Origin of the sequence: Parabacteroides sp. AF14-59 (assembly GCF_003479515.1) — a bacterium.
In the GTDB taxonomy this organism is placed as follows: Bacteria; Bacteroidota; Bacteroidia; order Bacteroidales; family Tannerellaceae; genus Parabacteroides; species Parabacteroides faecis.
In genome coordinates this window covers 23,813-50,158 of the sequence record NZ_QUHH01000013.1, presented here as the reverse complement: position 1 = coordinate 50,158, position 26,346 = coordinate 23,813, and the positions used below count along the sequence as shown (strand labels likewise).

The 26,346-nt window shown below is 49.2% G+C and carries 19 protein-coding genes and 2 tRNA genes; 9 read left to right on the top strand and 12 right to left on the bottom strand.

All coding sequences use genetic code 11. The features are described from left to right. Positions 1–94: 94 nt before the first annotated feature. Positions 95–847, bottom strand: a complete 753-nt coding sequence (gene gpmA / locus DWW23_RS14855; RefSeq protein WP_122354061.1) for a 2,3-diphosphoglycerate-dependent phosphoglycerate mutase — start codon at positions 845–847, stop codon at positions 95–97. Positions 848–996: 149 nt separating this feature from the next. Here gpmA and DWW23_RS14850 point away from each other — a divergent pair, with 149 nt between their 5' ends. From DWW23_RS14850 to DWW23_RS14830, 5 genes are all read left to right on the top strand, one after another. Next, positions 997–2,025, top strand: coding sequence for a FecR family protein (locus DWW23_RS14850; RefSeq protein WP_122354060.1), 1,029 nt, complete (start codon positions 997–999; stop codon positions 2,023–2,025). A 163-nt stretch (positions 2,026–2,188) separates the two neighbouring features. Then, positions 2,189–5,575, top strand: coding sequence for a TonB-dependent receptor (locus DWW23_RS14845; RefSeq protein ID WP_370449276.1), 3,387 nt, complete (start codon positions 2,189–2,191; stop codon positions 5,573–5,575). A gap of 15 nt (positions 5,576–5,590) precedes the next feature. Further along, complete coding sequence (locus DWW23_RS14840; RefSeq protein ID WP_122354058.1) at positions 5,591–7,210, top strand: SusD/RagB family nutrient-binding outer membrane lipoprotein; 1,620 nt, start codon at positions 5,591–5,593, stop codon at positions 7,208–7,210. Between the two features lie 224 nt (positions 7,211–7,434). Beyond that, positions 7,435–7,836, top strand: coding sequence for a nickel-responsive transcriptional regulator NikR (gene nikR, locus DWW23_RS14835; RefSeq protein WP_122354057.1), 402 nt, complete (start codon positions 7,435–7,437; stop codon positions 7,834–7,836). 86 nt (positions 7,837–7,922) lie between these two features. Then, the gene (locus DWW23_RS14830) at positions 7,923–9,815 is read left to right on the top strand and encodes a TonB-dependent siderophore receptor (protein ID WP_122354056.1); all 1,893 of its coding nucleotides are present in this window, start codon (positions 7,923–7,925) and stop codon (positions 9,813–9,815) included. A gap of 235 nt (positions 9,816–10,050) precedes the next feature. On the opposite strand, the gene DWW23_RS14825 is transcribed toward DWW23_RS14830, so the two are convergent. Both DWW23_RS14825 and DWW23_RS14815 read right to left on the bottom strand, forming a co-directional pair. Further along, positions 10,051–10,554 (bottom strand): RNA polymerase sigma factor, encoded by a 504-nt coding sequence (locus DWW23_RS14825; RefSeq protein ID WP_122354055.1) that lies wholly within the window; start codon positions 10,552–10,554, stop codon positions 10,051–10,053. Between the two features lie 599 nt (positions 10,555–11,153). Continuing rightward, positions 11,154–13,460, bottom strand: a complete 2,307-nt coding sequence (locus DWW23_RS14815) for a cation:proton antiporter (protein WP_122354053.1) — start codon at positions 13,458–13,460, stop codon at positions 11,154–11,156. Positions 13,461–13,562: 102 nt separating this feature from the next. Here DWW23_RS14815 and DWW23_RS14810 point away from each other — a divergent pair, with 102 nt between their 5' ends. Together DWW23_RS14810 and DWW23_RS14805 are read left to right on the top strand one after the other, a co-directional pair. Further along, the gene (locus DWW23_RS14810; RefSeq protein WP_122354052.1) at positions 13,563–15,581 is read left to right on the top strand and encodes an alpha amylase C-terminal domain-containing protein; all 2,019 of its coding nucleotides are present in this window, start codon (positions 13,563–13,565) and stop codon (positions 15,579–15,581) included. 21 nt (positions 15,582–15,602) lie between these two features. Next, on the top strand, positions 15,603–16,577 hold the full coding sequence (locus DWW23_RS14805) for a type I phosphomannose isomerase catalytic subunit (protein WP_122354051.1): 975 nt from the start codon (positions 15,603–15,605) through the stop codon (positions 16,575–16,577). Positions 16,578–16,764: 187 nt separating this feature from the next. On the opposite strand, the gene DWW23_RS14800 is transcribed toward DWW23_RS14805, so the two are convergent. Beyond that, positions 16,765–17,697, bottom strand: a complete 933-nt coding sequence (locus DWW23_RS14800; RefSeq protein ID WP_122354050.1) for a ketopantoate reductase family protein — start codon at positions 17,695–17,697, stop codon at positions 16,765–16,767. 74 nt (positions 17,698–17,771) lie between these two features. Next, positions 17,772–18,632 carry a pyridoxamine kinase gene (locus DWW23_RS14795; RefSeq protein ID WP_122354049.1) on the bottom strand — a complete coding sequence of 287 codons (861 nt, stop codon included), beginning with the start codon at positions 18,630–18,632 and terminating at the stop codon, positions 17,772–17,774. Between the two features lie 317 nt (positions 18,633–18,949). Here DWW23_RS14795 and DWW23_RS14790 point away from each other — a divergent pair, with 317 nt between their 5' ends. Continuing rightward, the gene (locus tag DWW23_RS14790) at positions 18,950–19,240 is read left to right on the top strand and encodes a hypothetical protein (RefSeq protein WP_222941130.1); all 291 of its coding nucleotides are present in this window, start codon (positions 18,950–18,952) and stop codon (positions 19,238–19,240) included. 206 nt (positions 19,241–19,446) lie between these two features. Here DWW23_RS14790 and DWW23_RS14785 read toward each other — a convergent pair whose 3' ends face one another. The 6 genes from DWW23_RS14785 to DWW23_RS14760 all read right to left on the bottom strand — a co-directional run bounded on the left by DWW23_RS14785 (position 19,447) and on the right by DWW23_RS14760 (position 22,715). Continuing rightward, complete coding sequence (locus tag DWW23_RS14785) at positions 19,447–19,680, bottom strand: YecH family metal-binding protein (protein WP_122354048.1); 234 nt, start codon at positions 19,678–19,680, stop codon at positions 19,447–19,449. A 205-nt stretch (positions 19,681–19,885) separates the two neighbouring features. After that, positions 19,886–19,958: transfer RNA gene (locus DWW23_RS14780), tRNA-Lys, on the bottom strand. 18 nt (positions 19,959–19,976) lie between these two features. Then, positions 19,977–20,049 (bottom strand) — tRNA-Lys (locus DWW23_RS14775). 115 nt (positions 20,050–20,164) lie between these two features. Then, the gene (locus tag DWW23_RS14770) at positions 20,165–20,968 is read right to left on the bottom strand and encodes an MBL fold metallo-hydrolase (RefSeq protein WP_122354047.1); all 804 of its coding nucleotides are present in this window, start codon (positions 20,966–20,968) and stop codon (positions 20,165–20,167) included. A gap of 46 nt (positions 20,969–21,014) precedes the next feature. Beyond that, the gene (locus tag DWW23_RS14765) at positions 21,015–22,073 is read right to left on the bottom strand and encodes an asparaginase (protein WP_370449275.1); all 1,059 of its coding nucleotides are present in this window, start codon (positions 22,071–22,073) and stop codon (positions 21,015–21,017) included. 30 nt (positions 22,074–22,103) lie between these two features. Next, positions 22,104–22,715: a trimeric intracellular cation channel family protein gene (locus DWW23_RS14760; protein ID WP_122354045.1), complete on the bottom strand. Its 612-nt coding sequence runs from the start codon at positions 22,713–22,715 to the stop codon at positions 22,104–22,106. A 160-nt stretch (positions 22,716–22,875) separates the two neighbouring features. Here DWW23_RS14760 and DWW23_RS14755 point away from each other — a divergent pair, with 160 nt between their 5' ends. Continuing rightward, entirely contained in the window at positions 22,876–24,351 is a 1,476-nt protein-coding gene (locus DWW23_RS14755; RefSeq protein ID WP_122354044.1) for a DUF3943 domain-containing protein, read from the top strand. 176 nt (positions 24,352–24,527) lie between these two features. On the opposite strand, the gene DWW23_RS14750 is transcribed toward DWW23_RS14755, so the two are convergent. After that, complete coding sequence (locus DWW23_RS14750) at positions 24,528–26,171, bottom strand: ABC-F family ATP-binding cassette domain-containing protein (protein ID WP_122354043.1); 1,644 nt, start codon at positions 26,169–26,171, stop codon at positions 24,528–24,530. Positions 26,172–26,346 lie beyond the last annotated feature (175 nt).

The following is a 26,346-nucleotide window of genomic DNA, read 5'->3' as shown; positions in this document are numbered from 1 at the left end:
GATTGAATGCAAACTTAAACAAATATTTGGTGAATAAAGAATCAACGCCCGGAAAATTTCCAAAAAAATCCCGGGCGCGGACTGTGAAAAACAACTATTTCTTTTCTTTTTTTCCTTGGTTTGCAACGGCTTCCATCAATTTCTTGATCTCTTCCGGGTCACCCAGGAAATAATCTTTTACCAGGTTCAGGTTGTCATCGAATTCGAGTACGTAAGGAACGGCCGTAGGCAGGTTCAGATGCACGATATCCTCGTCCGGGATGTTGCGTACATATTTAATGATGCCCCTCAGACTGTTCCCGTGGGCCGTCACCAGGATCTGGTCGGCAGTTTCGAGCGACGGGAAAATCACGTCTTTCCAGTAAGGCAGGATGCGTTCGACGGTATCTTTCAGCGACTCCGTGCGCGGCAGCTCCTTGTCGGGTACATCTTTATAACGGATCTCGAAACGTGGGTTACGCGGATCGTCCTCGTTCAGGGCATGTGGTGCCACATCGTAGCTTCTGCGCCAGATCAGCACCTGTTCGTCGCCATACTTCTCGGCCGTCTCGCTTTTGTTGAGGCCCTGCAGTGCGCCGTAATGCTTCTCGTTCAGGCGCCAGCTTTTTTCTACCGGAATCCAGTCCTGGTCCATCCGGTCGAGTACATTATTTAATGTCTTAACAGCACGTTTTAAATAAGATGTATAGGCTTTGTCGAAAACATACCCTTCTTTACGCAGCAAATCGCCCGCCTTGCGAGCTTCCTCAATACCTTTTTCGGTAAGATCGACGTCGGTCCATCCGGTAAACCGGTTCTCCTTGTTCCAGGCACTTTCGCCGTGGCGGAGCAAAACTATCTTTTTCATGTTCTTTTTTATTTATGATAACTGTCTGTATTTTAGATAACAAACGGGGATAGGAAAAAGATTTTGAATTTTTTCTTAAAAAAGTAACATTTTCGTTTAGTATATCCTTTTTCTGAATTGTATTAATAATAGAAACAGGAGAAACAGCGATGATAGTAGACGAATACATACTGATAAAATATATCGAAGGGACACTGCCCGACGACGAACGCGCCCAGGTTGACGACTGGGTGGCAGCCTCGCCGGAAAACGCAAAGTTGCTGGAGCAGGTTTATTTTACCTTGCAGGTGACAGACCGCGTACGGGTGATGGAGTCGGTCGATCCTGAAATGGCCCTGGTCCGTTTCAAATCGAAAGTACGTAAACAAAATAAGAAAGTTAGTTTACACCGTTCCCTACAGATGCTGCAAAGAGTTGCAGCCGTACTTTTTATCCCGGTGTTAGTTTTATCTGCATACCTTTTCATGCAGATTGGGCAAGAAGAGGTGCGCATGGTCGAAGTGCGCACCAATCCCGGGGTAGTTTCGACGTTCGACCTGCCGGACGGTTCGAAAGTTTGGTTGAACGCAGGAAGTTCATTGAAATATCCTAAAAATTTCTGGCCCGAATGCCGCCAGGTCGAACTGACCGGACAAGGGTATTTTGAGGTGGCGAAGAATCCGGAGAAACCTTTTATCGTGAAAGTCGATCCGTCTTATTCGGTGGAAGTGCTCGGAACCCGCTTCGACGTATCGGCCTACAAGGATGACGAGTTTGTCTCGACCACCCTCGTCGAAGGCTCGGTGCAGCTCAACATCGCGCAGGCAGGCGGCCACGTCACCCATCAGATCCTGAAACCCGACGAGCGGGCGGAGTTTACACGGGTGGGCGGTAAGTTGTACATCACTTCGGTCAACGCCGACAACAATACCGCCTGGCGCAACGGCGAGATCATCTTCAAAAACCAACCCATGTCGCGGGTACTCAAGGCGTTGACGCGCCATTATAACGTACGGTTCGATGTGAAAGACAAGGAAGTGCTCGAAGCCATCATCACCGCGAAGTTCAAAGAGGAACAGTTACCGCAGGTGATGGAATATCTCAAACTGGCGTCGAACGTCAAGTTTAAGATCAGCAAACCGGTGATAACGGCCGACAATCGGCTGGAAATGTCAGTCATAGAAATATCAAAAGAGTAAAATAATAGTGTAGAACCTTTTTAAATCGAAATGCCTATGTGGAAGTAGAAAAAAAGTCCAAAAACATACGGAAAGATGTTGACGCATCTCCCCGCATGCAAAAGTCCAAGCTGTTGACGCAGCTATAGTTAACTTTATATTAAATAATAAGCATCACAAAATTATGAATAAAATTGTAACCTTAGAAATTATCGGGAAGAAAAGTTTTCATCTTTTCCGAAAAATACCATTAGTTATGAGATTGAGCGTTGTATTCTTTTTCCTTAGTCTTGGTATCGCAGTAGCGGGTAATACGTATGCACAGAATGCTACGCTCTCGCTGGATATGTCGAACAGCACGATAGCCAACGTGCTCGAAGCCGTTGAGAACCAAACGGATTTCTCTTTTATCTATGATGCCAGTATCGTGAACACCAGCCGTAAGGTGTCGGTGAAAGTGGACGAAAAAAACATTTTCGATGTCTTGAACAAATTGTTCGGCGACTCCGATGTGGCCTACACGGTGGTAAACACCAAAATTATCCTCAACAAGAAAGAGGCGATCATGCAGCAGGCAGCCAAGACTGTCAAAGGAGTTGTTACGGATAAGTCCGGCGAACCGATCATCGGTGCGAACGTGCTGCAAAAAGGTACAACGAACGGGACGATAACCGATGTCGACGGCCAGTTTACATTGACCTTGCCCGATAATTCCATCATCGTTATCTCTTATATCGGATATAACCCGCAGGAAATCAAATATGCGGGACAAGCATCCCTGAAGGTGCTGCTGGAAGAAGATTCACAGAATATCGAAGAAGTGGTGGTGACTGCTTTGGGTATCAAGAAAAAAGAATCCTCCCTGACTTATTCGACCCAGCAGGTCGGCGGCGATGAGCTGACTCGTGCCAAAGACCCGAACATGATCAATGCCCTGGCAGGTAAGACCGCCGGTGTGCAGATCAACAAGAGTTCTTCCGGTTTAGGTGGATCTGCCAAAGTTTCTATCCGTGGTAACCGCTCGGTAAGCGGTAACAACCAGCCGTTATACGTTATCGACGGTGTGCCGATGCTGAACAGCAGCAACGAACAGGCAGTCAGCGCAATCGGTGGTACGGCGGACGCTGGTAACCGCGACGGTGGCGACGGTATTTCCAACCTTAACCCGGACGACATCGAGAGCATGAGCATTTTGAAAGGAGCCTCGGCTGCTGCCCTGTATGGCTCGCAAGCTGCCAACGGTGTCATCCTGATCACTACAAAGAAAGGAAAAGCGGGCGTGCAGAAAGTAACTTTCTCTTCCAACCTGACGGTGGATCATGCGATGAGTTTGCCCGAATTCCAGAACGAATATGGCATGGACAAGGAAACGAAGACGAGCTGGGGCGCGAAGGGGAATCTGGCTGATTATGATAATGCCGGCGACTTCTTCCAGAACGGGGTGACGGCCATCAACTCGCTGTCGCTTACGACCGGTAACGAAAAGATGCAGACTTACTTCTCCTATGCCAACACCAGTGCCAAGGGTATCGTGGAACATAACAAGATGCAGAAGCATAACCTGAACTTCCGTGAAACCGCCGGTTTCTTCGACGATTACCTGAAACTGGATGCTAACGTGAACCTGATGTCGCAAAGTATCAAGAACCGCCCGGCTTCCGGTGGTTATTATATGAACCCGTTGGTGGGCCTTTACCGTTTCCCGCGTGGCGAGAACATCGGCGAGTACCGCACGAACTTTGAAACTTTCAACAACGACCGCAACCTGATGCAGCAAAACTGGTACACGGATGCCGAACGCGATATGGAACAGAATCCCTACTGGATCACCAACCGCATCCAAAGTAACGACAAACGTTCGCGCGCCATCGCTTCTTTGACTGCCAACGTGAAGGTGACAGATTGGTTAAGCCTGCAAGCTCGCGGAACAGTCGATTATACACACGATACATACAACCAGAAAATGTATGCCACCACCGCCCCGGCTATCGCCGGATCGAACGGTCGTTATATCGATCTGAATCATACGGAGACGCTCTATTATGGCGACGTTATGGCCATGTTTAATAAAAAGTGGGACGACTTTGCTTTGACAGGCGCCATCGGTGGTAGCATCAACAGCACGACCGTCAACTCGCTGAGGCTCGACTCGAAGACGGCTTCCCTGTATTACCCCAACCAGTTCTCGGTAGCTAACATTATGATGTCTACGGCTTCTTACATCGACCAGCAGATCGACCAGAAACGTGTGATGCAGTCTATCTTCGCAACCGCCCAGCTGGGATGGAAAGAAAGTCTGTACCTGGACCTGACCGCCCGTAACGATTGGTCGTCGACCCTGGCTTATACGAAGCACAGCAGCTTCTTCTATCCCTCGGTAGGTCTGTCATGGATCATCAACAACTCGCTGACGATGCCGGAATGGATCAACTTCGGCAAGCTGAGAGGTTCGTGGAGTAAAGTAGGTAATGACCTGCCTCTTTTCATCAGCAACCCGATTGCCGGAAGCAACGACCTGATCGTCGCCGGTGGAGCTATCCAGACAAATTCAAAAGCTCCGTTCGATGAACTGAAACCTGAAATGAGTACTTCATGGGAAGTGGGTACGGAGTGGAAATTCTTCGACTACCGCCTGGACTTCGATTTCACTTACTATAAGACAAACACGAAGAACCAGTTGTTTACGTTGCCTTCTTCTGCCGGTGCAGCTTATAAATATTACTATGTGAATGCGGGTAACATCCAGAACCAGGGGATTGAAATCAGTTTGGGTATCACGCCGGTGATGACGGAAGATTTCCGCTGGAAGACTTCTTTTAACTTCTCGACGAACAAGAACAAGGTGATCGAGCTTCACCCTGACCTGAAGACATTTGTTTATGGCGACGAAGGTTTCTCTTCTTCTTACTCTATGCGCCTTGTAGAAGGGGGTGCACTGGGTGATATCTATGGTAAGGCGTTTGAACGCGACGAAGCGACAGGCCAAATTGTTTTCTCGAAGGATGATGATGGCGATTTGATCCCTAACGTGGTCGGTTCAGGCAACACGATCAAGGTTGGCAACAGCAACCCCGACTTTATGTTGGGCTGGGGAAATACCCTGACTTATAAAGGATTTAGCCTTTACTTCCTGATCGATGGCCGCTTTGGTGGCGATGTTTTGTCGCAGACACAGGCCGATATGGACCAGAAGGGTGTGAGCGTCGAATCAGCCGCAGCACGTAATGCCGGATTTGTAGACCTGGAAGGTACGCAAGTGAAACCGGATAAATTCTATACGGCTGTCAGCGGTCGTAACGGATGTACCGAATATTATATGTATAGTGCAACCAATATCCGCCTGCGCGAACTATCTTTAGGATATACGTTCCCGAAGAGATTGCTGGAGAAAACGAAGGTTTTCCAGGATGTACAGTTGTCATTTGTCGGTCGTAACTTATTCTTCTTCCACAAATCGGCTCCTTTCGATCCGGATGCAGTCCTTTCAACAGGCAACGACAACCAGGGTATCGATGTATTCGGTATGCCGACTACCAGAAGCTTAGGTTTCAATGTTAAATTTACATTCTAATAAAGACAGTATATTATGAAAAAGAATTATAAATATATAGCCGCAATTTTTCTGGGCGGATTGATCGGTTTTTCAGCTTGTACGGATGATTTTGAATCTTATAATACGAACCAGGCCGGTTTCCCGGACAAGTCGAAGGAGCAGGAGTTCAATAAATACGGGATTCCTCTGGGAGTTGTTCAGCAGGGCATTTACTTCAATTACGACTGGGGTGGTGGTAAAAACTGGCCTTTCCAGGTCATGCAGAACCTGAGTGCCGATATGTTTTCCGGTTATGTGCACGACTTCAACCCGTTTAACGAAGGCCGTGCGAACACAACCTACAACATGCAGGACGGATGGAACGGCTCGTTTTGGGAAAATACCTACGGGTATATCATGACGGAGATACAGAAATCCGAGGACCTGACAGAAAAGGATTATCCTTCTTTCTACGGGATCACCCAGATTCTGAAGGTGGAATTGATACATCGCGTCTCCGATTTGTACGGCCCTGTTGTCTATACACAGTTCGGATCGAAGACCGGTTCCATGCCGGATACGCAGGCTGCTGCCTATAAGGCTTTCTTTGAAGACCTCGATAACGGGATCGGTTTGATCCGCGCTTACATGGAAGCTCATCCGGATGTGGAGAACTTCGCGAAGTTCGATATCCTGATGCCTCAAGGCAAACGGACCTATTCCGAATGGATCAAGTTCGCTAACTCGCTGCGCCTCCGTTTGGCTGTCCGTATCGCTATGGCCGATCCTCAGCTGGCTGCCGCAGAAGCGAAGAAAGCATTCGCGGATGCAGGTGGTTTGCTGGAAGACGACAACGATATCGTGGCTGTTTCTACCGATGGCACCGGCTACAATAATCCGTTTGGTGAGATCAACAAAGGATGGGGCGAAGTATTCCTGAACGCGAACATGGAATCCTATATGGGAGGTTATGAAGATCCCCGCTTGCCGAAGTACTTTGATAAAGCGGCCGGTGGCGAAGGCACTGAGATCGTTCCGGTAAAGGGTACCTACAAAGGAATCCGCCAGGGTACAGGTTTCAAACATAAAAATTACAGCAAGCATTCAAAGAGTACCGTCGCACAGACAACCGATGCGATCCTGATGACGGCAGCCGAAGTATGGTTCCTACGTGCAGAAGCTGCTTTGAGAGGCTGGTCTTCTGAAAATCCGGGTTCTTGTTACGAAAATGGCGTCAAGGCTTCTTTTGCCCAGTGGGGTGCTAAAGAGGTGGCTACTTACCTGGAAAGTACGAAAACGCCGAAAGACTATCTGGATGCTTTCGATGCCTCTTTCAACGCAAAAGCGGTAGGTACCGTCACACCGGCATGGGATAATGCTGCAACGAATGAGGAGAAGCTGGAAAAAATCATCACCCAGAAATGGATCGCCTGCTTCCCGGAAGGTTGCGAAGCCTGGGCCGAACAGAGACGTACGGGTTATCCTAAGTTGTTCCCGGTTCTGGTGAACGACAGCCAGGGTACGATCGACTCGAAGCTGGGCCCGCGCAGGTTGAATTTCTTTGTCGGCATCAAAACAGCCAATCCTGATCAGTATGCTGCTTTAGTAACGGCTTTAGGTGGTGCAGACAATTGCGGAACCCGCCTGTGGTGGGACACCGGAAGAAACTTTTAAAGGATACAACGTTATTAGATTGATAACACAGAGTTATTAGATTATAGTTAGAGTATGAGGTAATGAGGACGGGAGTTGCAGGAATGTGACTCCCGTTTTTTGTGAAATCAGTAATACTGGTAATAATATCTGTAATTTATATTACATTATTTCTTTTTAGACAAATTATCTTTGTACCGGTAATAAAATAGTATATTTACCGCTCAAAATAAATGAAGCACTATATGTCGATAAAACGTTTTGGCGTCTCTTTGGAAGACAACCTGTTGGAATCGCTGGATCAGTATGTGGACGAGAATGGCTTTGCCAACCGCTCGCAGGCCATCCGCTTCTTGATAGAAAAGAACGTGGCTGAGAAGAAATGGCAATGCAATCACATCGTGGCCGGCACAATTATTATCATGTACGACCAGGAGAAGAAGGCTATTTCTGCAAAGATCGTAAGCATCCAGCAGGACTATCAGGATGCGATACTGTCTTCTTCCCAATATTATGTCAATCAGAATTTCTGCCTTCACATCGTTACTGTGATGGGAACCGCCCATCGCCTGACTGAATTGTCGGATAAACTGACTGCTATCAAGGGAATTAAACATGGCAAATTGGTGATGAGCCGGGCGGATTGAGTCTATTTTTTTTGCTCGAAAGGTAACACGATTTGATTGTTTTGTGTCACCGATAGGGACGATTTTACATTATACAAGAATAAATTATGAAGAAAGGATTTTTACTTATTTCAGGATTGTTGGCAGGAGCGACAGCTTATGCAACCGAACCTGTCGAACCAATGGAAATAGATAGTCTGATTAATCTGCAGGGTGTTGTCGTATCTGCGAATAAGATACAGGTGAACCGTAACAGTGTCCCGCTGACTGTCTCGGTGATAGACCGGGATCAGATAGAAGCAAGTAGCGAATCGGCTTTACTGCCGGTTCTATCGGAGCGGGTTCCCGGGTTGTTTGTGACCGAGAAGGGTGTGACTGGCTTCGGAGTTTCTACCGGATCGGCGGGAACCGTGAACATCCGCGGGGTAGGGCAAGGGAGTAAGGTACTAATGCTGTTTGACGGCCAGCCGCAGTGGGCAGGCGTTTTCGGACATTCCTTGCCGGATACTTATGTGGCTTCTGATATTGAAAGGGTGGAGGTGATCCGTGGGCCGGGTTCGTTGTTGTATGGATCGAATGCGATGGGTGGCGTGGTCAACATTATAACCCGGCAGCATAAACAGCAAGGCCGCCGTACGCAGGCCCGGGTGATGTTCGGTTCTTACAATACACAGAAATACATGGTTAACAACGGCTATAACATAGGAAATTTCAGCAGTTTCATCTCTTTGAACCATGATCGTTCGGATGGGCATAGGCCGGATTCCAAATTTAATATCACCAACGGTTTTGCCAACCTCGGATACCGTATCAACAACCAATATAAGGTTACCGGCAATTTGAGCCTGGCCAAGTACAATACCGAAGACCCCGGGACGATCACGAGCCCGTTGTTAGACCATGATATGCATATCCTTCGTGGTACAACCTCGTTCGCTTTGGAGAATCACCATGAGAAGACAAGCGGTGCCCTGCGCGTTTTTTATAACTGGGGCCACCATAAAATCAACGACGGGCATGCGGTAAATGCCGATCCTCGCGAGTTCCTTTTCTATTCCGACGACCATAACACGGGGGTACAACTATACCAGTCTTTCCGCTTGGTGGAAGGAAATACGTTTACAGCCGGTGTCGATTATAAGAATTGGGGAGGGCATGCCTGGAACGATTCGATTAACGGACCGATCGGAGAGATTGTCAAGAAATCGGTGAACGAGGTGGCCGGTTATGCAATCATGCAGCAGGATTTATTTGATATCCTGAGCCTGAATGCCGGTGTGCGTTATGAACATAGCAGTGTTTATGGCAACGAATGGGTGCCACAGGCGGGATTTGCACTCCGTCCGTTTGAAGGAAATACGATCAAAGGATCTTTTTCAAAAGGCTACAGGAGTCCGACGTTGCGTGAATTGTATATCTCATATCTCCCTTATTCAAAAGCGAATCCGGATCTGAAGCCGGAAAGTATGCTGAGTTATGAGTTATCCGTCGGGCAATATCTACTCGATAATCGCCTGCATGCCGAACTGACAGCTTTTTATATTGAAGGTAAAGATATGATCTCTGTTGTAGACCGTCAGATGTCGAATATCGATCGTTTTTATAATAAGGGTGTCGAGTTTGAAGCCGGTTATCAGATTCTGAACAACTTGAACGTGGATATGAACTACAGTTACCTGTATATGAACAAAGATATAGTAGCCGCCCCTGCCCATAAATTTTATGCCAGTGCTACCTATATGCCCGGACGCTTTACATTTAATCTGAGTGTGCAATCTATTTTCGACCTGTATACAAATGTAGGGAATAAGCCGGAAGATAATAGAAAGGAAGACTATACGGTACTGAACGCTCGTGCCTCTTATCGTTTCGGCTCACAGGATAAAGGGTTGAAGCTGTTTGTAAAAGGAGAGAACCTGACGGCCACCCGCTACTCCATCAACGATGGTTATCCGATGCCCAAGGCTGTGTTTATGGGAGGGATTGATGTGACATTCTAGTTCCTGTTAAATAAATTACTTCTAAAGGAGGTTGTTCCGTATATTTGGGGCAATCTCCTGTGTGGTGAATGTGGCAGGCGGGAAAAAAACTTATGTCTTCCGGTTTCCCGGAGCAGTACCTCTGTTTGATTTCACGTATGAATCGGGATAGGTTATTTTTGAGAAAGGCAGGGAGAAAAAAGTAAGTCCTAAATAACTTTTTACGGTTATTTAGGACTTGACTTTTTGAATTTTATCATCTGAAATCCTGCAACTTCTTCTGTAGTTCCTGCCGGGCGAAGAAGATACGGCTTTTGACTGTTCCGAGCGGAAGATTGAGCTTCTCGGCTATCTCGTTGTACTTGTAGCCGCTGACGAACATGGAGAACGGCATTTTCAGGTCGTCATTCAAGGCGTTGATTACTTTCGTGATCTCCTGAATGTTGTATGCCTTTTCAGGCGAGTCGAAACCGGAGTCGTTGGCCACGTCCAGGTTGTAAAGGTCTGCGCTGGAGTCTACCACCGTCTGCACGCGTACCACCTTATGGTAGTTGTTGATGAAAATGTTACGCATGACGGTCAGAACCCAACCTTTGAAATTAACGTTGTCAACGAATTTATCCTGATTATCTAAAACCTTAAGTGCTGTATCTTGCAATAAATCCTGGGCATCGTCCCGGTTTGCTGTGAGCATAAGAGCGAAATTCATCATGTTCTCTTGTAAGCCCAATAATTTTTGTTGAAATTGTATCCCATTCATAATTTTAACTTTTTGAATGTTTATAAGTCGGTTAATAGCTGTAATTCAACAACTAATACAATACAAAAATAAACTTATACTTTATAAAAAACTAATTATTTTACTAATATTAATGATGCAGCCTCACTATTAATATTTGTATGCTAAAACCGCCTGAATTTGAACGGAATATACAAGTTTTCCACTTGTAAATTGTAATATTTGCAAGTAGTGCGTCATAATTTTCAATTACTATGATAATCAAGCATTTCCCTCTGTTTCCGGCGGCCGGTTCCGGAGCTGTCTGTTTCCGGGGCGGAAGAGGGGGAAATATCGCGGCATTCTTCCCTAAAAACAGTATATAGAGGACGACCGCCCTGAAAGCCCGCATCCTTTTGCCCAAAAAGGGTGCACCCTTTCCGAAAAGAGCATGCATCCTTTTTGGAAAAAGCCCGCACCCTTTTAAAAAATAGGGCGCATGCTTTTTTTTCCAGCATGCGCCCTGTGGCTTTTCATCTTTTCAGGCCCTTTTTCAGCCTGTTTCTATGCATATATAAATCCCATAGTTTTGTGTGTATAGTTCCATAGTTTTATTTATTTTTTCTCTTGGAAGCCCTCTTTTATTCCTCCGTCCGTTCCTTATGGTTCAGGATCAGCGTCGACGGCATCTTCTGCAACGCTTCGCGGCGGTGTTCGGAGACGTCGTTCCAGCTATCGTAACTGATCAGCATGAAGTTGTAGCCGTTGAAAATAGCCGGTGTCATGTCTTTTTCCGCCAGCAGGTTCGCCTGCTTGGCCGATTCGGTGAACTGGCGGATGGCATACTGTATCTTCTCGCTGCCCGGCGTCGTCGAGCTGCTGCGGTCGAGGATGCTCGCCGAGCCGTGGGTCGTCTTGAGCAACGTCGAGGTATAATCCAGGAGGAAGAGATCCTTCTCCGAGTCGATCACCACGATCACATTGCTCGCCTTCACGAATCCCCGGTTCACGAATACGCCCACGTCGCAATTGCTTTTCCCGATAAACATCTTCGTCTTGTCTTTCAGCAGCGCGCCGGGGTAAAACCACGATTCGGGCGCTTTGAAACGGCGGAAGAAGCGGTTGTAGAACGACGTGCGGTAACGGTTCGCCTCGATGTCGTCAGGCTGGTTGCTCATCGAGATGCCCGAGCCCACGAGCAGGAAGTCGAAACCCTCCGTGTTGACGATGTCCGTGATATCCTGTCCGGCGTTGTTCGACACCTCGTAGCGCGTCTCGATGTTGATCCCCAGCTTTTTCGCTCCGTAAAGGATAGGGCCGAAGCTCACTTCCTCGAAGTTGTCGGTGTGGAGCGGGTTCACGTCCGAGCCGACGGTGAGATGGAGTGCCGTAAGGTCTACCTGGTGGCGGCGGTGGGCAAACATCTGGTACGCCACGTCGAGCATGATCTGCCCGTTACCCGCGCGTCCGAACGAGAGCAACACCTTGTAGGTGCCGTCGGCCACGTCTACCGCCTTGTATTCTTTGATCTTCTCGCGCGTTTGGAAGCAGAACTTGATGAACGAAACCAGCGGGATCGTCATAAACGTCGTTACCAACGTCATCAGCACCAGCATCACGAAAATGGAGGGGGGGAGGATATGCATTTCGTAACCGATGGTAAGCACTACCAGCTCCATCAGTCCGCGCGTATTCATCAGCGCGCCGATATATAAACTGTCTTTCCAGCTCTCGCCCACGAAACGGGCGGAGAACATCGCCCCGCCGAACTTACCGACGATGGCCACCACGATGAACACTCCGCACATCCACCACAGCTCCGGACTGTTGAGCAGCCCGATCTCCGTGCGCAACCCCGTCGAGACGAAGAACAACGGCAGGAACAATGCCAGCGAGACGTCTTCCACCTTCTCGGTCATGATCTTGCGGAACTTCACGTTGCTCGGCATCACCACGCCCGCGATGAACGCACCGAACAGCGCATGCAGCCCCAGCATCTCCGTCAGGTAAGCCGAGATGATCAGGAGGAGGAACATAAAGGCGACCAGACCCTTGTCGATCACTTCTTTGTTATGATAGATATGCCCGATCATCTTCAGGAACGGACGGACGGCGAAGAACATGAAAGCGATGTAAAGCATCGAGAAGAGAATGTTGTAGATCGCACTCAGCATCGTGCCCGCCTGTGCGATGGCGATCACGACAGCCAGCAGGCACCAGGCCGTGATGTCGCCGTTGGCGGCGCTGGCGAGCGAGATCGTCCCCAGATGCGTCCGCGTCAGTCCCTTCTCCTGTATGATGCGTGCCAGCACAGGGAAGGCGGTGATACTCATGGCGATACCGATAAACAGGGCGAACGATAGGAAGGGGGTGCTTTTATCTGCATAGGTGTCGTAGACGAAGTAGGCGGTAAGCATCCCGCAGAAGAAGGGCACGATGGTGCTCGTATGGCTGATCAGGATCGTTTCCTTCAGCTTCTTCCGTACCTCGGTGATATCCAGCTCCATACCGATGGCAAACATAAACAGGATCAGCCCGAACTGGCTCAGGATGGTGATGTTGGCGAGCGACTCGACCGGGAAGAGGAACCCCGAAACTTCGGGCATGAGATGCCCCAGCACCGAGGGGCCCAGCACGATACCCGCCACGATCTCGCCGATCACCGTCGGTTGCCCGATCCGCTGGAACAACCATCCGAACAGGCGGCAGGTCAGCAGGATCGTGATGATCTGCAACAATAATATTCCGATGGGCGACTGTATATGGTGCGTCATCAGCTCCCAGAACAAAGAAAAACCTTCACCAAGGTCTTTCGGGGCGTCGTAGGCAGCAGTGATGGCGCTTTCAATCTGTTGTCTTTCTCCTTCTTTGGCGATCAGATACATTAATGAACCAAAAACCAGGATCATTATAAAATAAAAGGCAATACTCTTTGTTCCTTTACTCATATGTTATATGGGGTTTGACGCAAAATTAAGAAATATCCCGGGAATATCAATACAGTATGTTTTTTTCTTTTATCTTTGCGCTAAACCAATCTCAAATAAATCATGGAGTCTCTGAATCTAATAAAGAATGACCCTTGGCTTGCCCCTTATAAAGAGGCGATAGAAGGACGGTATCAATACGTGATTGATAAGGAAAGGAGCCTGACGAACAAAGGAAAACAAACCTTGTCGGAAATGGCTTCCGGATATCTGTACTTCGGTTTGCACAAGACCAACAAGGGCTGGGTATTCCGCGAATGGGCCCCGAACGCCACGGCCATCTACCTGATCGGTACATTCAACGACTGGAAAAAAGAAGAACGATATAAAATGAGACGCCAGGGATATGGCGTCTGGGAGATTGCTCTCGAAGAAGATCTGTTGCACCACGAAGACCTGTTCAAGCTGCTGGTCGAGTGGGACGGGGGCAGCGGCGAACGCATCCCGGCATGGATACGGCGCGTCGTACAGGACGACACGACGAAGATATTCAGCGCACAGGTCTGGAACCCGGCTACGCCGTATGTGTTCAAGAACAAGCGTTTCAAACCCGATACCGCCCCGCTCCTCATCTACGAATGTCATATCGGCATGTCGACGAACGAGGAAAAGGTCGGCTCGTACGATGAGTTCCGCCGCAACGTTCTGCCCCGCATCGCCCGCGAAGGCTACAACGCCATCCAGATCATGGCTATCCAGGAGCATCCTTATTACGGCTCCTTCGGCTACCATGTCAGCAGCTTTTTCGCCGCTTCGTCGCGTTTCGGCACGCCCGAAGAGCTGAAACAGTTGATCGACGATGCGCACGGGATGGGTATTGCGGTGATCATGGACATCGTGCACAGCCATGCTGTCAAGAATGAGGTGGAGGGCCTCGGACGTTTCGACGGCTCCTACAACCAGTATTTCCTCAGCGGTTCACGCCGCGAGCATCCGGCCTGGGACTCGCTTTGCTTCGACTATGGCAAGAACGAGGTGCTGCATTTCCTGCTTTCCAACTGTAAATTCTGGCTCGAAGAGTATAAGTTCGACGGTTTCCGTTTCGACGGTGTCACCTCGATGCTTTACTACAGCCACGGGTTGGGCGAGGCTTTCTGCAATTACGGCGACTACTTCAACGGGCATCAAGACGGCGACGCGATCGCTTACCTTACCCTTGCCAACAAACTGATACACGAAGTGAATAAAAATGCCATCACCATCGCCGAGGAAGTGAGCGGCATGCCCGGACTGGCAGCCAAATATGAAGACGGCGGCTATGGCTTCGACTATCGCATGGCGATGAACATTCCCGACTACTGGATCAAGACGATCAAGGAGAAGAAAGACGAGGACTGGCATCCTTCCTCCATCTGGTGGGAGACGACCAACCGCAGGGCCGACGAAAAGACGATCAGTTACGCCGAAAGCCACGACCAGGCGCTGGTGGGAGATAAGACCATCATCTTCCGCCTGATAGATGCGGATATGTACTGGCATATGCAGAAGGACGACCGTAACTTCGTGGTCGAACGCGGTGTGGCACTCCATAAGATGATACGCCTTGTGACGGCTTCGACCATCAACGGCGGTTACCTCAACTTTATGGGCAACGAGTTCGGGCATCCGGAGTGGATCGATTTCCCGCGCGAGGGCAACGGCTGGTCATGCAAGTACGCACGCCGCCAGTGGGAGCTGGTAGACAACATGGATTTGAAATACCACTACCTGGGCGATTTCGACCGCGAGATGATCGAGTTGATCCGCAGCGTGAAGAATTTCCAGTCCACCCCGATACAGAAGGTGTGGGACAGCGATGGCGACCAGATCCTGGCCTATATGCGCAAAGACCTCGTGTTCGTCTTCAATTTCAGTCCTTCAAAATCCTATACCGATTACGGCTTCCTTGTGCCCCAAGGCGAGTATGAGGTGGTTTTGAACACCGATGCTACCCGTTTCGGAGGCTTCGGCATCGCGGACGATTCGGTACATCATTTCACACAATTTGACCCTTTGTATAAAAAAGAGAAAAAAGAGTGGTTGAAACTGTACATTCCGGCACGCAGTGCTGTTGTACTGAGAAAAGTAAAAGTAAAGAAATAACCAAACAACAAAAACACAGTTATGTTATATCCAATGACATTTAAGCCTATCCTCAAGAAGATCATTTGGGGAGGCGCAGACATCTGCCCGTTCAAGGGCATCACGCCAGTAGAAGAAGGTATCGGCGAAAGCTGGGAACTTTCTCATGTGGAAGGAAACTATTCGATCGTCGATAACGGCGGACTGGAAGGCAAATCGCTCGACGAACTGATCCGTACCTACGGCAAGCAGTTGCTGGGTGAGAAGGTGATGGAGCAATTCGGTTCCACCTTCCCCCTGCTCATCAAGTTTATCGACGCCCGCGATGACCTCTCTATCCAGGTGCATCCGGATGACGAACTGGCCATGAAACGGCATCACTCTTTCGGAAAGACGGAAATGTGGTACGTGATAAAGGCCGAAAAGGGCGCAGGGCTTTACTCCGGTTTCTCGCAGCAGATCGACGCGGACGAGTATGTGAAACGGGTAGGCGACAACACCATCATGGATGTTTTGCAGCGCTATGAAGTCTCTCCGGGCGATGTTTTCTTCCTGCCTGCCGGACGTGTGCATGCCATCGGTGCCGGATGTTTCATCGCCGAGATACAGCAGACCAGCAACATCACTTACCGCATATACGACTACGACCGCAAGGACGCCAACGGCAACGGGCGCGAGCTGCACACCGAACTGGCTAAGGATGCGATCGACTATACGACGCTTCCCGACTACCGCACGCATTACAAGGCGCATACCAACGCTACGGTCGAGCTTGCCAACTGCAAGTATTTTACGACCAACCTGCTCGATCTGGATACGATGATGGTGCGCGACTTCTCCGAACTCGATTCGTTTGTCGTATATATATGTATGGAGGGCAAGGCTTCCATCCGCGACAATAAGGGGAACGAGGTCTTTATCCACCAGGGGCAGACCGTGCTGATCCCGGCTGATACGGAAGTGGTGACGATCTCGCCGGCTCCGAATGCGAAGTTTATGGAAACTTATATCGGCTGATCTTTCGGGAAAAACGGTATGCGTCTTTCTGAAAACAGATATCAGGGAACGCAGATAAAATAGAATACGCAGAGTCTTGCAGGATATTTGATTACCGATCAATATGATACCTGCACTTCTCTGCGTATTTTGCGTTGTCTGCGTTCCCTTTTGTTTTGTCAGGCTGTCCGGACGTTCTCCGTGAACCTTAGCGGGGATAGGGGAATTGGGTCAGCCCTTTGTACATGAACTGGTAGGTCGGGACTTCCAGCCCCAGCGCCTCCGCTTCGCGTATCACGTAGCCGGTCAGCGTCTCTATTTCGGTCTTGCTTCCGCGTCTGAAATCGCTGTGCATGGAGGTGGTCGAACCGTTCGGCATCATCTGCTGCGACTTGATCGACGAGAAAACGATGTCTTCCGGCAGTTTGATCCCTTTGGCCTCTATTACGCTTTGGAGTTCGTATCCCAGGGTGATGAACAGGTCGATGTGCTTGTCTATCACTTCGTTGATCGTCTCGTTGAAATAGGAGGTGACCGTAGCGGCCGTAGAGATCATAAAGAATTTCTTCCAGATCTCGAAGTCTATGTCGTCCGGATTGGTCGACAGGATGCGTGCGCTGCTAAGTATTTTCTGCAACTCGGCTTGTTTTTCCTTGTCCTTGCCGTTGAGTCCGAAGAACAGACGGTCCTTCAGCGTGAACTTTTGCACATAGCCGGGGGCGACGAGCCGCGAGCCGATGTAAACGCAGCCTTTCCATACCTTGTTGCCGGGCAACACCTGCTGTATCCGTTCGGAGATATCCGCGCCGTTGAGCAGCGGGATGATCACGGTGTCGGGACCGATCGCCGGGGCAAGGCTCCGGATATTATCCTCCAGGTCGTAACTTTTGGTGCAGCAGAACAGGTAGTCTACCGGGCCGATCTCTGCCGGATCGTCGGTGGCCAGCGTCGGTCGGGCGTTTATTTTCTTGAATGATTTCTTTATTTCTAATCCGTCTTTTCTGATAACCTGCAGGTTTTCGCCCCGTGAAATGAAGAAGATATCCACGTTTTCCGAGTTCTGATAGTAGGCTGCCAGCAACCCACCGTAATAGCCTCCTACAGCTCCTATTCCGGAAATAGCAATTTTTACTTTACTCATGTCTATAATATCGGCGGTTTCAAGTTTATACTTTATTATAATAGCGCAAAGATGAAAAATAAAATCGAAACTATTTATATGAGTTTCAGTTCTTTTAGAAAGTCGGGAAAACTTTCTTCAAAATTAACACCGAAGCGGTAGTCTGTCTTTGCTTCATAGGTGCGGCGGATGCTTTCGGCGGTGAAATGCACGGCGATAGCGGCCGCTCCGATCAGGGTGAAGCCGTTCAGCAAGGCGGCCAGCAAGGCGCTTGCGAACACGTCGCCTGTCCCGTGGTAATAGCCGGGCACTTTCTTGGTGAAGGCATAGTCCACCGCATTCGTCGTCCGGTCGTAGGTAGCCGCGCCCAGCTCGTCATCTTTGAAATAAACGCCTGTCAGGACCACCTGTTTCGGTCCGAGGTCAGCCAGCTTGTGCAGCATACTTTCGATGTAGGCGTGCGTATAAGGTCCCGGCTGATAAGGCTCGTCCAGCAGCAAGGCGGCCTCGGTCAGGTTGGGCACGATGATGTCCGCTTTCTGGCAGAGCGCCCTCATTCCGGCGGCAAACTGGCGGGTGAAGCTGGTGTAGAGCTCGCCGTTGTCGCCCATCACGGGGTCGACCAGTATCAGGTTGCCGTCTCTGCGGAAGGTGTCGAAGAACTCCTTTACGATGTCCAGCTGCTCGAACGATCCGAGATAGCCGGTATAGATGGCGTCAAATGGTATGCCGAGCGACTTCCAGTGCTGCATGATCGGGCGCATATCGTCGGTCAGGTCCCGGTAAGTGTATCCGCTGATTCCTCCGGTATGGGTGGAGAGGATGGCTGTGGGGAGCGCCGAGGTCTCGATTCCTGCGGCCGATAAAATGGGTAACGCTACCGTCAGCGAGCATTTTCCGAAGCCGGAAATGTCGTGTATGGCTGCGACTCTTTTTTGGTGTGTCTTATTCTTCATTTTCTTTCTTTTTGTATCAATACAACAACAGGCGGATGCGAAATGTTGGAGGCGTATTTCCTCCGTTTCTGCCAGCCGTTGCAAAATAAGCTGATTTTATCAACAAACAGTCAGCTTTGATAGAAAAGGAGTATTTTTTCTTTCCACTCTCCCGTTTTGGCATTTTTGGAGTATTCCGGCTAAGCGATGCCCCACATTTATAAATTTCGTAAATAAAATAGTTGGAGATGGGTGCAAAACAATACATTCGGTAGGATACCTTTACATCAGAGTTAAAAAAACTCTTACCAGGGTCACTTGAGAAAATTTATTTATAGATGATTGGAGTTGAATATTTTGGTGCTGAAACTAATTCCTTCCCCCGGAAGGGTGGAGGGAACAAAAGAAGACAGAGATCAGTGTATGCCGTTTGCCTTGCAAGACGCAAACGTGGTGCTTCACCGGTATGGAATTGTAAAAAGCCTGCTGACGGCGACGATAAAACCCAGGAGGCAGGTTACGGATCTGATTATACAGGTGCTTTTATTACGGATTGGGAAATCCCTAAGGAGCCGCAGGGTACAAGAGAGGACCCCGGCGTTGATTTTGTAGTTGATTGGACTAACTAATTTTTTTATGAATTCAATGTAATTGGTGAAATCATACTTTTTACTCTATAACGTTAATCCTCATATCTAATAACGTTGTATCCCAAGCCCTTTAGTGGGCAAACATCCGCCCTGTTCGTGAGAATAGGGCGGTTTTTATTTGCCGTATTAAATAGATAATACTATTTAATCAGAAAAAGTGTGATTCTCATTCCGAAGAAATCTTTTTAGTGGCTGCAAACCTTCGTGATATCCACAGTGAAACCATCATCCTTCGGCATGAATTTCCCTTTTTGTTTCAGGAATTCGATCAACTCATCCACATTCATATTTTCAGCCGAACAAGCATAAAAACGTTGTTCCCGGCCAAATTTCCCGATGATAGCTTCCCGCAGGCTGGCTTCCGAATAACTATTTCCTTCCATCATGAAAAGGACTTCGTGTGCATGTAACTGTTCCATATTTTAATTCTTAAATAATTTGGAACAAAGGTACACGATACTTCTATTTAAAAATGTAACAAATGTTACAGTAAATAATAACTGATGCCATTTTTATTTTTGTCGTACTTGAAATGTCCTTCTTTTAAGCCATCCATAAAAAAGAAAAACCTTTCGTATTTTATTTACGAAAGGCTTTCAGAATAAGAATGTAATTCTTTTTAAGTGACCTGGGAGGGGCTCGAACCCTCGACCCAATGATTAAGAGTCATTTGCTCTACCAACTGAGCTACCAAGTCGATGTTGGTATCTTGGAGTGACCTGGGAGGGGCTCGAACCCTCGACCCAATGATTAAGAGTCATTTGCTCTACCAACTGAGCTACCAAGTCAATCTGTTGCTATCTTCGTTTCCTGATCGTGATCTTTGTTTCTCGATTGCGGGTGCAAAGATAGGGGTTTAATTTTTCTTTGCAAATTTTTTTGTCGCTTTTTTCTGACTAAATTTTACTCGAATTCAAATATATCAGACGGAGTCGTACGCTTAAGTGCTATAAGTGAGACATCTTTGCCGACACGGACACCCTCCTGGAAAAGACGGATATCGACGGTTTTATAGGCTAGCTCCGGATGATTATTGTCGCGGCTGAGGTGGCACAACCAGATATCCTTCAGTTTGGGGTCGTAGTTGGCGGCCAGGAATTCGGCAGCTTCGCGGTTGCTCAGGTGGCCGGTCGGACTTGCTACACGCTCTTTCAGGAAAGCGGGGTAGGTGCCGAACTTCAACATTTCCTCGTCATAGTTCGCTTCAATGATGAGATGGGTCGCCAGCCGCATGTAATGACTGACCGTATCCGTGATATGACCCACGTCGGTAGCGAAGGTGAACTTATGATCGCCATACTCGATATAATAGCCGACGTTGTCGGTGCTGTCGTGCGGAACTTCAAAGGCGGTGATCAGGAAATCGCGTATCGAGAAAGGCACTTCCTTCTCGATGATCCGGCGCGAACCGATCAAGGTTTCCTCCACATAGCGGCTCTTTTCGATCCCCCGGTGGACGGCGGCGGTAGAATATACCGGAATGTTCATTTTCTCTCCCAGGCAACCTACCGTCTTTATATGATCGGCGTGGTCGTGGGTTATCAGGACAGCCACGATTTTAGAAAAGTCGATCGCCTTATCTTTCAACACCTTCTTTATGGTACGTATTCCGATACCAGCATCAATCAGTATCCCGAACTCGGGAGTACCCAGATAATAGCAGTTACCACTGCTTCCACTTGCTAAGCTAAGAAATGATAGTTTCATGTTTTTCTATTCCGCCTCGCGGCTCATTCTGTTTTACATAGTATATTCAGGAACGGAACGTATCAGGGATTGTCACTTCCCCGATCAGCGAGCAGTTCATGTGGTCCTTCACTTCCTCCGGAGAAAGTCCGTGGCCGAAAAGGAACATCAGCTTGGCGACGGCACTTTCCGTTGTGCTGTCGAACCCGCTTATAACGCCGGCTTCCAGTAATTTATGGCCCGTTTCGTATCTGTGCATCTCAACGCTTCCGGCGCAACACTGGGTTACATTTACGATCACGATGCCACGGTCGACCGCCTCTTTGAGCATCTTCAGGAACCAGTCGTAGCTCGGAGCGTTTCCGCTGCCGAAGGTTTCCATCACGACCCCTTTCAGGTCGGGAATATTGAGGATGCTTTCCACCACTTGCGGCGAGATGCCGGGAAACAGCTTCAGGATCGCTATGTTGCGGTCGAGTAGATAGTGGGGTTTCAGCGGTTTGCGCGAAACAGGGTGATAAATCTGGCCTGTGTCATATTTGATATAGATACCGGCATGCGCCAACGCCGGGTAATTGTATGAACGGAATGCGTTGAAATTGTCCGCATTGATCTTGCTTGTCCGGTTGCCGCGCAACAGGTCGTTTTCAAAGAAGATGCAGACTTCGGGTACGATCGGTACGCCGTTTTCCTTGGCAGCAGCTATTTCGATCGCCGTGATCAGGTTTTCCTTCCCGTCCGTTCGCAACATGCCGATGGGCAACTGCGAACCGGTGAAGATGACCGGCTTGCTCAGGTTTTCGAGCATGAAACTCAAGGCAGAGGCGGTAAACGACATCGTATCCGTGCCATGCAGCACCACGAAGCCGTCGTATTTCGCATAATTGTCTGCGATGATCTTCACGATCTTCATCCAGGAGTCGGGGCCCATCTCCGACGAGTCGAGCACCGGGTCGAACTGATAGGTCGAAACCGCGTAACCGAGCTTCTTCAATTCCGGCATATTGTCTCTAAGATGCTGGAAATTAAATGATTCTAATACTCCGGTTTCGGGGTTTTCAATCATACCGATTGTTCCGCCTGTGTAGATGAGCAGGATGGAGGCCTTATCTCGCTGATCGTTCATATTTACTGTCATAATGCAAAGGTAATAAATTTATTCTTCTCCCTTCAATACGGGAACGCTTATGTGATATTTTACGGCTATAATACGTGCCAGGAATATGCCCAGCGCCGCCGCGAACTGGGTGATGGAGGGATTCAGCCCGGCAAGCATACATAAATAATATACGCCTCCGCCGAACACGCACGCCAGGGCATAGATATCTTTCCGGAAGATCAGCGGTTCCTCGTTGATCAATATGTCACGCATCATACCTCCGAACGACCCTGTGATCGTTCCCATCACGATTGCCACCCACATGGGGAAGCCGAATTCGAGTGTTTTGGCGATCCCGACCACGCCGAACAGCCCCAGGCCGATAGCGTCGAATATGAAAAAGGTATTATTCAGCCGGATCACATATTTCCGGAAGATGATAACAAATAATAAGGCGAGAGCCGAAACTGTTAAATAAGAAGTCTGCTCCATCCAGAAAGGAGTCGCGTTCAGCAGGATATCGCGTATCGTACCGCCTCCGACGGCCGTCACCAGCCCGACCACATAGGCGCCAAACCAATCAAATTGTTTGGCAGAAGCTAGTCTGATCCCACTAATTGCGAAGGCGAACGTTCCGGTGTAGTCGCAAAAGGTAATGAAATCTATCATTTTGTTTTTTTCTGCAAAAGTAAGTATTTCCTTTGAATTGTGTCTGTTTCTAGCAACACAACCTAAGAATAATTTAAACCAAACGAGTTCCATACTGTTAATTATGTATAAGTTTGCATGAGTTAGTTGATTAGTCTTTAAGGCACAAGATTGAAAAAAAATGAAAAAGTTTATTTGGATAGGGGTGCTGGCTCTGTTTTCGACCCAATGGATTCGGGCGCAGCACTTCCCAAAAATGGATACAAGAAATTACGTGAGCGACTCGACCACCTTTATGCCTAAGAAGCCTTGGCTGGCAGCCGGTGAGGTGTTTGGCCTGAACATGGCGATCTGGGCCTTCGACCGTTTTGCGATGAACGAAGACTTCGCCCGCATCAATGGCCGTACGATCAAGAACAATTTCAAGACAGGTCCCGTCTGGGACACGGATAAATTCTCTACCAACCTGGTGGCGCATCCTTATCATGGATCGTTGTATTTCAATGCTGCCCGTAGCAATGGGATGAACTTCTGGCAATCCATTCCCTTCGCCGCCGGAGGAAGTCTGATGTGGGAATTCTTCATGGAGGCGGAGCCGCCCTCCATCAACGACCTGATGGCCACTACGTTCGGCGGCGTGGAGCTGGGTGAGATCACCTACCGCTTGTCCGACCTTTTCATCGACGACCGTACCTCGGGAGCCGAGCGTGTCGGGCGCGAGATCCTTTCGGGACTGATATCGCCCGTGCGCGGCATCAACCGTCTGATAACAGGTGAGGCGTGGCGTTATCGTCCGCACAAAGGCCGTACCTATTCGTTTGTGCCCGTGAACTTTATCGTGAGTGCCGGTCCCCGTTTCCTGGCCGAACAGGAGCATTCGAAGCATGGCACGACCAGTATGCACCTGTCGCTGCGGCTGGATTATGGCGACCCGTTTGAAGATGAGTTCTATTCGCCCTACGAGTGGTTCCAACTGCGTGCCGGTTTCGATTTCTTCTCCAGTCAGCCCGTCATCACCCAGGTGAATGCCATCGGCGCCCTGTGGGGAAAGCGGGTGTGGGAGAAAGGGCCGCGCACGTTGACGGCAGGTATTTTCCAGCATTTTGACTATTATGACTCGCAGCTGCGCGACAGCGAGGGCGACAAAGTTTCCCCTTACCGCATCTCGGAAGCGGCAGCGGTGGGTGGCGGCCTGATCTATTACAAACGGTCGGAACCGAGTGACAAGGTGGATGCTTACGGCGAATTTTACGTGAACGGTGTCGCCTTGGGCGGTGGCTCGTCCGATTATTTCCGCCTCGACGAACGCGATTACAATATGGGAAGCGGTTACAGTGTGAAGGCTTTCACGGGGTTGACTTACAACAGGCACTGGTCGTTTCTGCTGAATATGGAGAACTACCATATCTTTACCTGGAAAGGTTACAATCCGGACATCGATCTGAGTACGGTCGACCCGAATACCTTCAGCGTACAGGGCGACAAAGGGCATTCACGCCTGACGGTGATGGGCATCAAGCTGGTTTATTTCTCCGGGAAAAAATGGAATATCGCGCTCTCGAACCGCTATTTCTCGCGGCGCACGCATTATAGCTATCATGACGACGTGAACCGCGCCACTTACGACCTCATGCTCACTTTCGGAGTGAAGATTTAAACTCGCGAAAAAAAGGATGCGCCCTTTCGATAAAAAGGGTGCATCCTCTTTTGAAAAAGCATGCACCCTTTTTCGGAAAAGCATGCATCCTTTTCAGGAGATAGGTCGGCTGCTCTGCGGACGGCCGCCTGTTGCTCGCTTGTCTCTTCTCCGCACACCTTCGTGGCGGAGCGTTTTTATTTCTTCTGGTTTCTCTCCAACTCGTTCAGGTTTTCCATCTTCTTCCGTTGCAGGAATTCGTAGATGCCTTCCAGATGTTCCGTTACCCGCTGGTTGCCGAACTCGTAGACTTTGGTTACCAAGCCGTCGAGAAAATCACGGTCGTGCGACACCACGATCAGCGTACCGTCGAAATCGAGCAACGCCTGTTTCAGGATGTCTTTCGTTTTCATGTCCAGGTGATTCGTCGGCTCGTCGAGGATCAGCAGGTTGACCGGTTCGAGCAGCAGCTTGATCATCGCCAGACGTGTGCGCTCGCCTCCCGACAGAACCTTCACCTTCTTGGCTGAATTTTCGCCGCCGAACATGAACGCGCCCAGCAAGTCCTTGATCTTGTTGCGGATATCACCCACCGCCACGTCGTCGATGGTCTGGAAAACCGTCAGGTTCTCGTCCAGCATCGAAGCCTGGTTCTGCGCAAAATAGCCGATCATCACGTTATGCCCGATCGTCAGCGTACCGTCGTGTTCGATCTCTTTCATGATACATTTCACGAGGGTGGATTTTCCTTCGCCGTTTTTCCCTACGAAAGCGATCTTGTCGCCCCGTTCGATGGTCAGATTGGCGTTGCGGAACACCACATGGTCGCCATACGCCTTTGCCACGTCCTCCACGATCACCGGATAGTTGCCGGAGCGGGGAGAGGGCGGGAATTTCAGGCGAAGTGCCGAAGTGTCTTCCTCGTCCACCTCCAGTATCTCAAGCTTTTCAAGCATCTTGACGCGGCTCTGCACCTGCAGGGTCTTGGAGTATGTACCTTTGAAACGTTCGATAAATTCCCTTGTTTCGGCAATCATCTTCTGCTGCTCGTCGAAGGCTTTCTGCTGCTGTACGCGGCGTTCCTGGCGGAGTTGCAGGTAACTGCTGTAATTCACCTTGTAGTCGTAGATGCGGCCCATCGTGACCTCGATCGTACGGGTGGTGATATGGTCGACAAACGCGCGGTCGTGGCTGATCACAACCACCGCCTGTCCGTTGTCGATCAGGAAGTCTTCGAGCCACTGGATCGATTCGATGTCCAGATGGTTGGTCGGCTCGTCCAGCAGCAGCACGTCGGGTTTCTTCAACAGCAACTTTGCCAGCTCGATACGCATGCGCCATCCGCCGCTGAACTCGCTGGTCTGCCGCCCGAAGTCGTCGCGCTTGAATCCCAGTCCGAGCAATGTTTTCTCGATGTCGGCGTCATAGTTGATCTCTTCGATCGAATAAAACTTCTCGCTGAGTGTCGAGACACGCTCGATCAGCTCCATATAACTGTCCGATTCGTAGTCGGTCCGTGTCTCCAGTTCCTTGTTGATCGCCTCGATCTCCGCTTCCATCTCATGCAGGTGGGCGAAGGCCTGTGCCGTTTCTTCAAAAACCGTCCGGCCGTCTTCCGTCATCAAGTGCTGGGGCAGGTAAGCGATCACCGTATCTTTGGGAGCCGACACTTTTCCGCGTGTCGGTTCGCGTGTCCCGGCAAGTATTTTGAGCAAAGTCGATTTGCCCGCACCGTTTTTCCCCATCAGGGCGATCCGGTCCTTCTCGTTAATCACGAAAGATATATCAGAAAAGAGGGCGCTTCCGCCAAACTCTACTGTAAGTCCGTCTATAGAAATCATACGTACATTATATATATGTGTAAAAAGAAGGCGCAAAGGTAGGAAAAATGTCTGTAAAAGCAACCGGCGATCCAATTTGTCGCATAAAAAGTCCGGATTTCCCGGATATTTCCTCTCCGAAGATTTGTTTTATGAATCGAAACAACTTATCTTTGCACCCGCTAATACAAACAGC

Coding starts and splice junctions, on each gene's coding strand:
- DWW23_RS14810 (WP_122354052.1), top strand. CDS start 13,563: ATGGAGTCTCTGAATCTAATAAAGAATGACCCTTGGCTTGCCCCTTAT.
- DWW23_RS14825 (WP_122354055.1), bottom strand. CDS start 10,554: ATGAATGGGATACAATTTCAACAAAAATTATTGGGCTTACAAGAGAAC.
- DWW23_RS14785 (WP_122354048.1), bottom strand. CDS start 19,680: ATGGAACAGTTACATGCACACGAAGTCCTTTTCATGATGGAAGGAAAT.
- DWW23_RS14830 (WP_122354056.1), top strand. CDS start 7,923: ATGAAGAAAGGATTTTTACTTATTTCAGGATTGTTGGCAGGAGCGACA.
- DWW23_RS14850 (WP_122354060.1), top strand. CDS start 997: ATGATAGTAGACGAATACATACTGATAAAATATATCGAAGGGACACTG.
- DWW23_RS14795 (WP_122354049.1), bottom strand. CDS start 18,632: ATGAAGAATAAGACACACCAAAAAAGAGTCGCAGCCATACACGACATT.
- DWW23_RS14800 (WP_122354050.1), bottom strand. CDS start 17,697: ATGAGTAAAGTAAAAATTGCTATTTCCGGAATAGGAGCTGTAGGAGGC.
- DWW23_RS14815 (WP_122354053.1), bottom strand. CDS start 13,460: ATGAGTAAAGGAACAAAGAGTATTGCCTTTTATTTTATAATGATCCTG.
- DWW23_RS14755 (WP_122354044.1), top strand. CDS start 22,876: ATGAAAAAGTTTATTTGGATAGGGGTGCTGGCTCTGTTTTCGACCCAA.
- DWW23_RS14790 (WP_222941130.1), top strand. CDS start 18,950: ATGATTGGAGTTGAATATTTTGGTGCTGAAACTAATTCCTTCCCCCGG.
- DWW23_RS14770 (WP_122354047.1), bottom strand. CDS start 20,968: ATGAAACTATCATTTCTTAGCTTAGCAAGTGGAAGCAGTGGTAACTGC.
- DWW23_RS14765 (WP_370449275.1), bottom strand. CDS start 22,073: ATGAACGATCAGCGAGATAAGGCCTCCATCCTGCTCATCTACACAGGC.
- DWW23_RS14845 (WP_370449276.1), top strand. CDS start 2,189: ATGAATAAAATTGTAACCTTAGAAATTATCGGGAAGAAAAGTTTTCAT.
- DWW23_RS14750 (WP_122354043.1), bottom strand. CDS start 26,171: ATGATTTCTATAGACGGACTTACAGTAGAGTTTGGCGGAAGCGCCCTC.
- DWW23_RS14760 (WP_122354045.1), bottom strand. CDS start 22,715: ATGATAGATTTCATTACCTTTTGCGACTACACCGGAACGTTCGCCTTC.
- DWW23_RS14840 (WP_122354058.1), top strand. CDS start 5,591: ATGAAAAAGAATTATAAATATATAGCCGCAATTTTTCTGGGCGGATTG.
- DWW23_RS14805 (WP_122354051.1), top strand. CDS start 15,603: ATGTTATATCCAATGACATTTAAGCCTATCCTCAAGAAGATCATTTGG.
- nikR (WP_122354057.1), top strand. CDS start 7,435: ATGTCGATAAAACGTTTTGGCGTCTCTTTGGAAGACAACCTGTTGGAA.
- gpmA (WP_122354061.1), bottom strand. CDS start 847: ATGAAAAAGATAGTTTTGCTCCGCCACGGCGAAAGTGCCTGGAACAAG.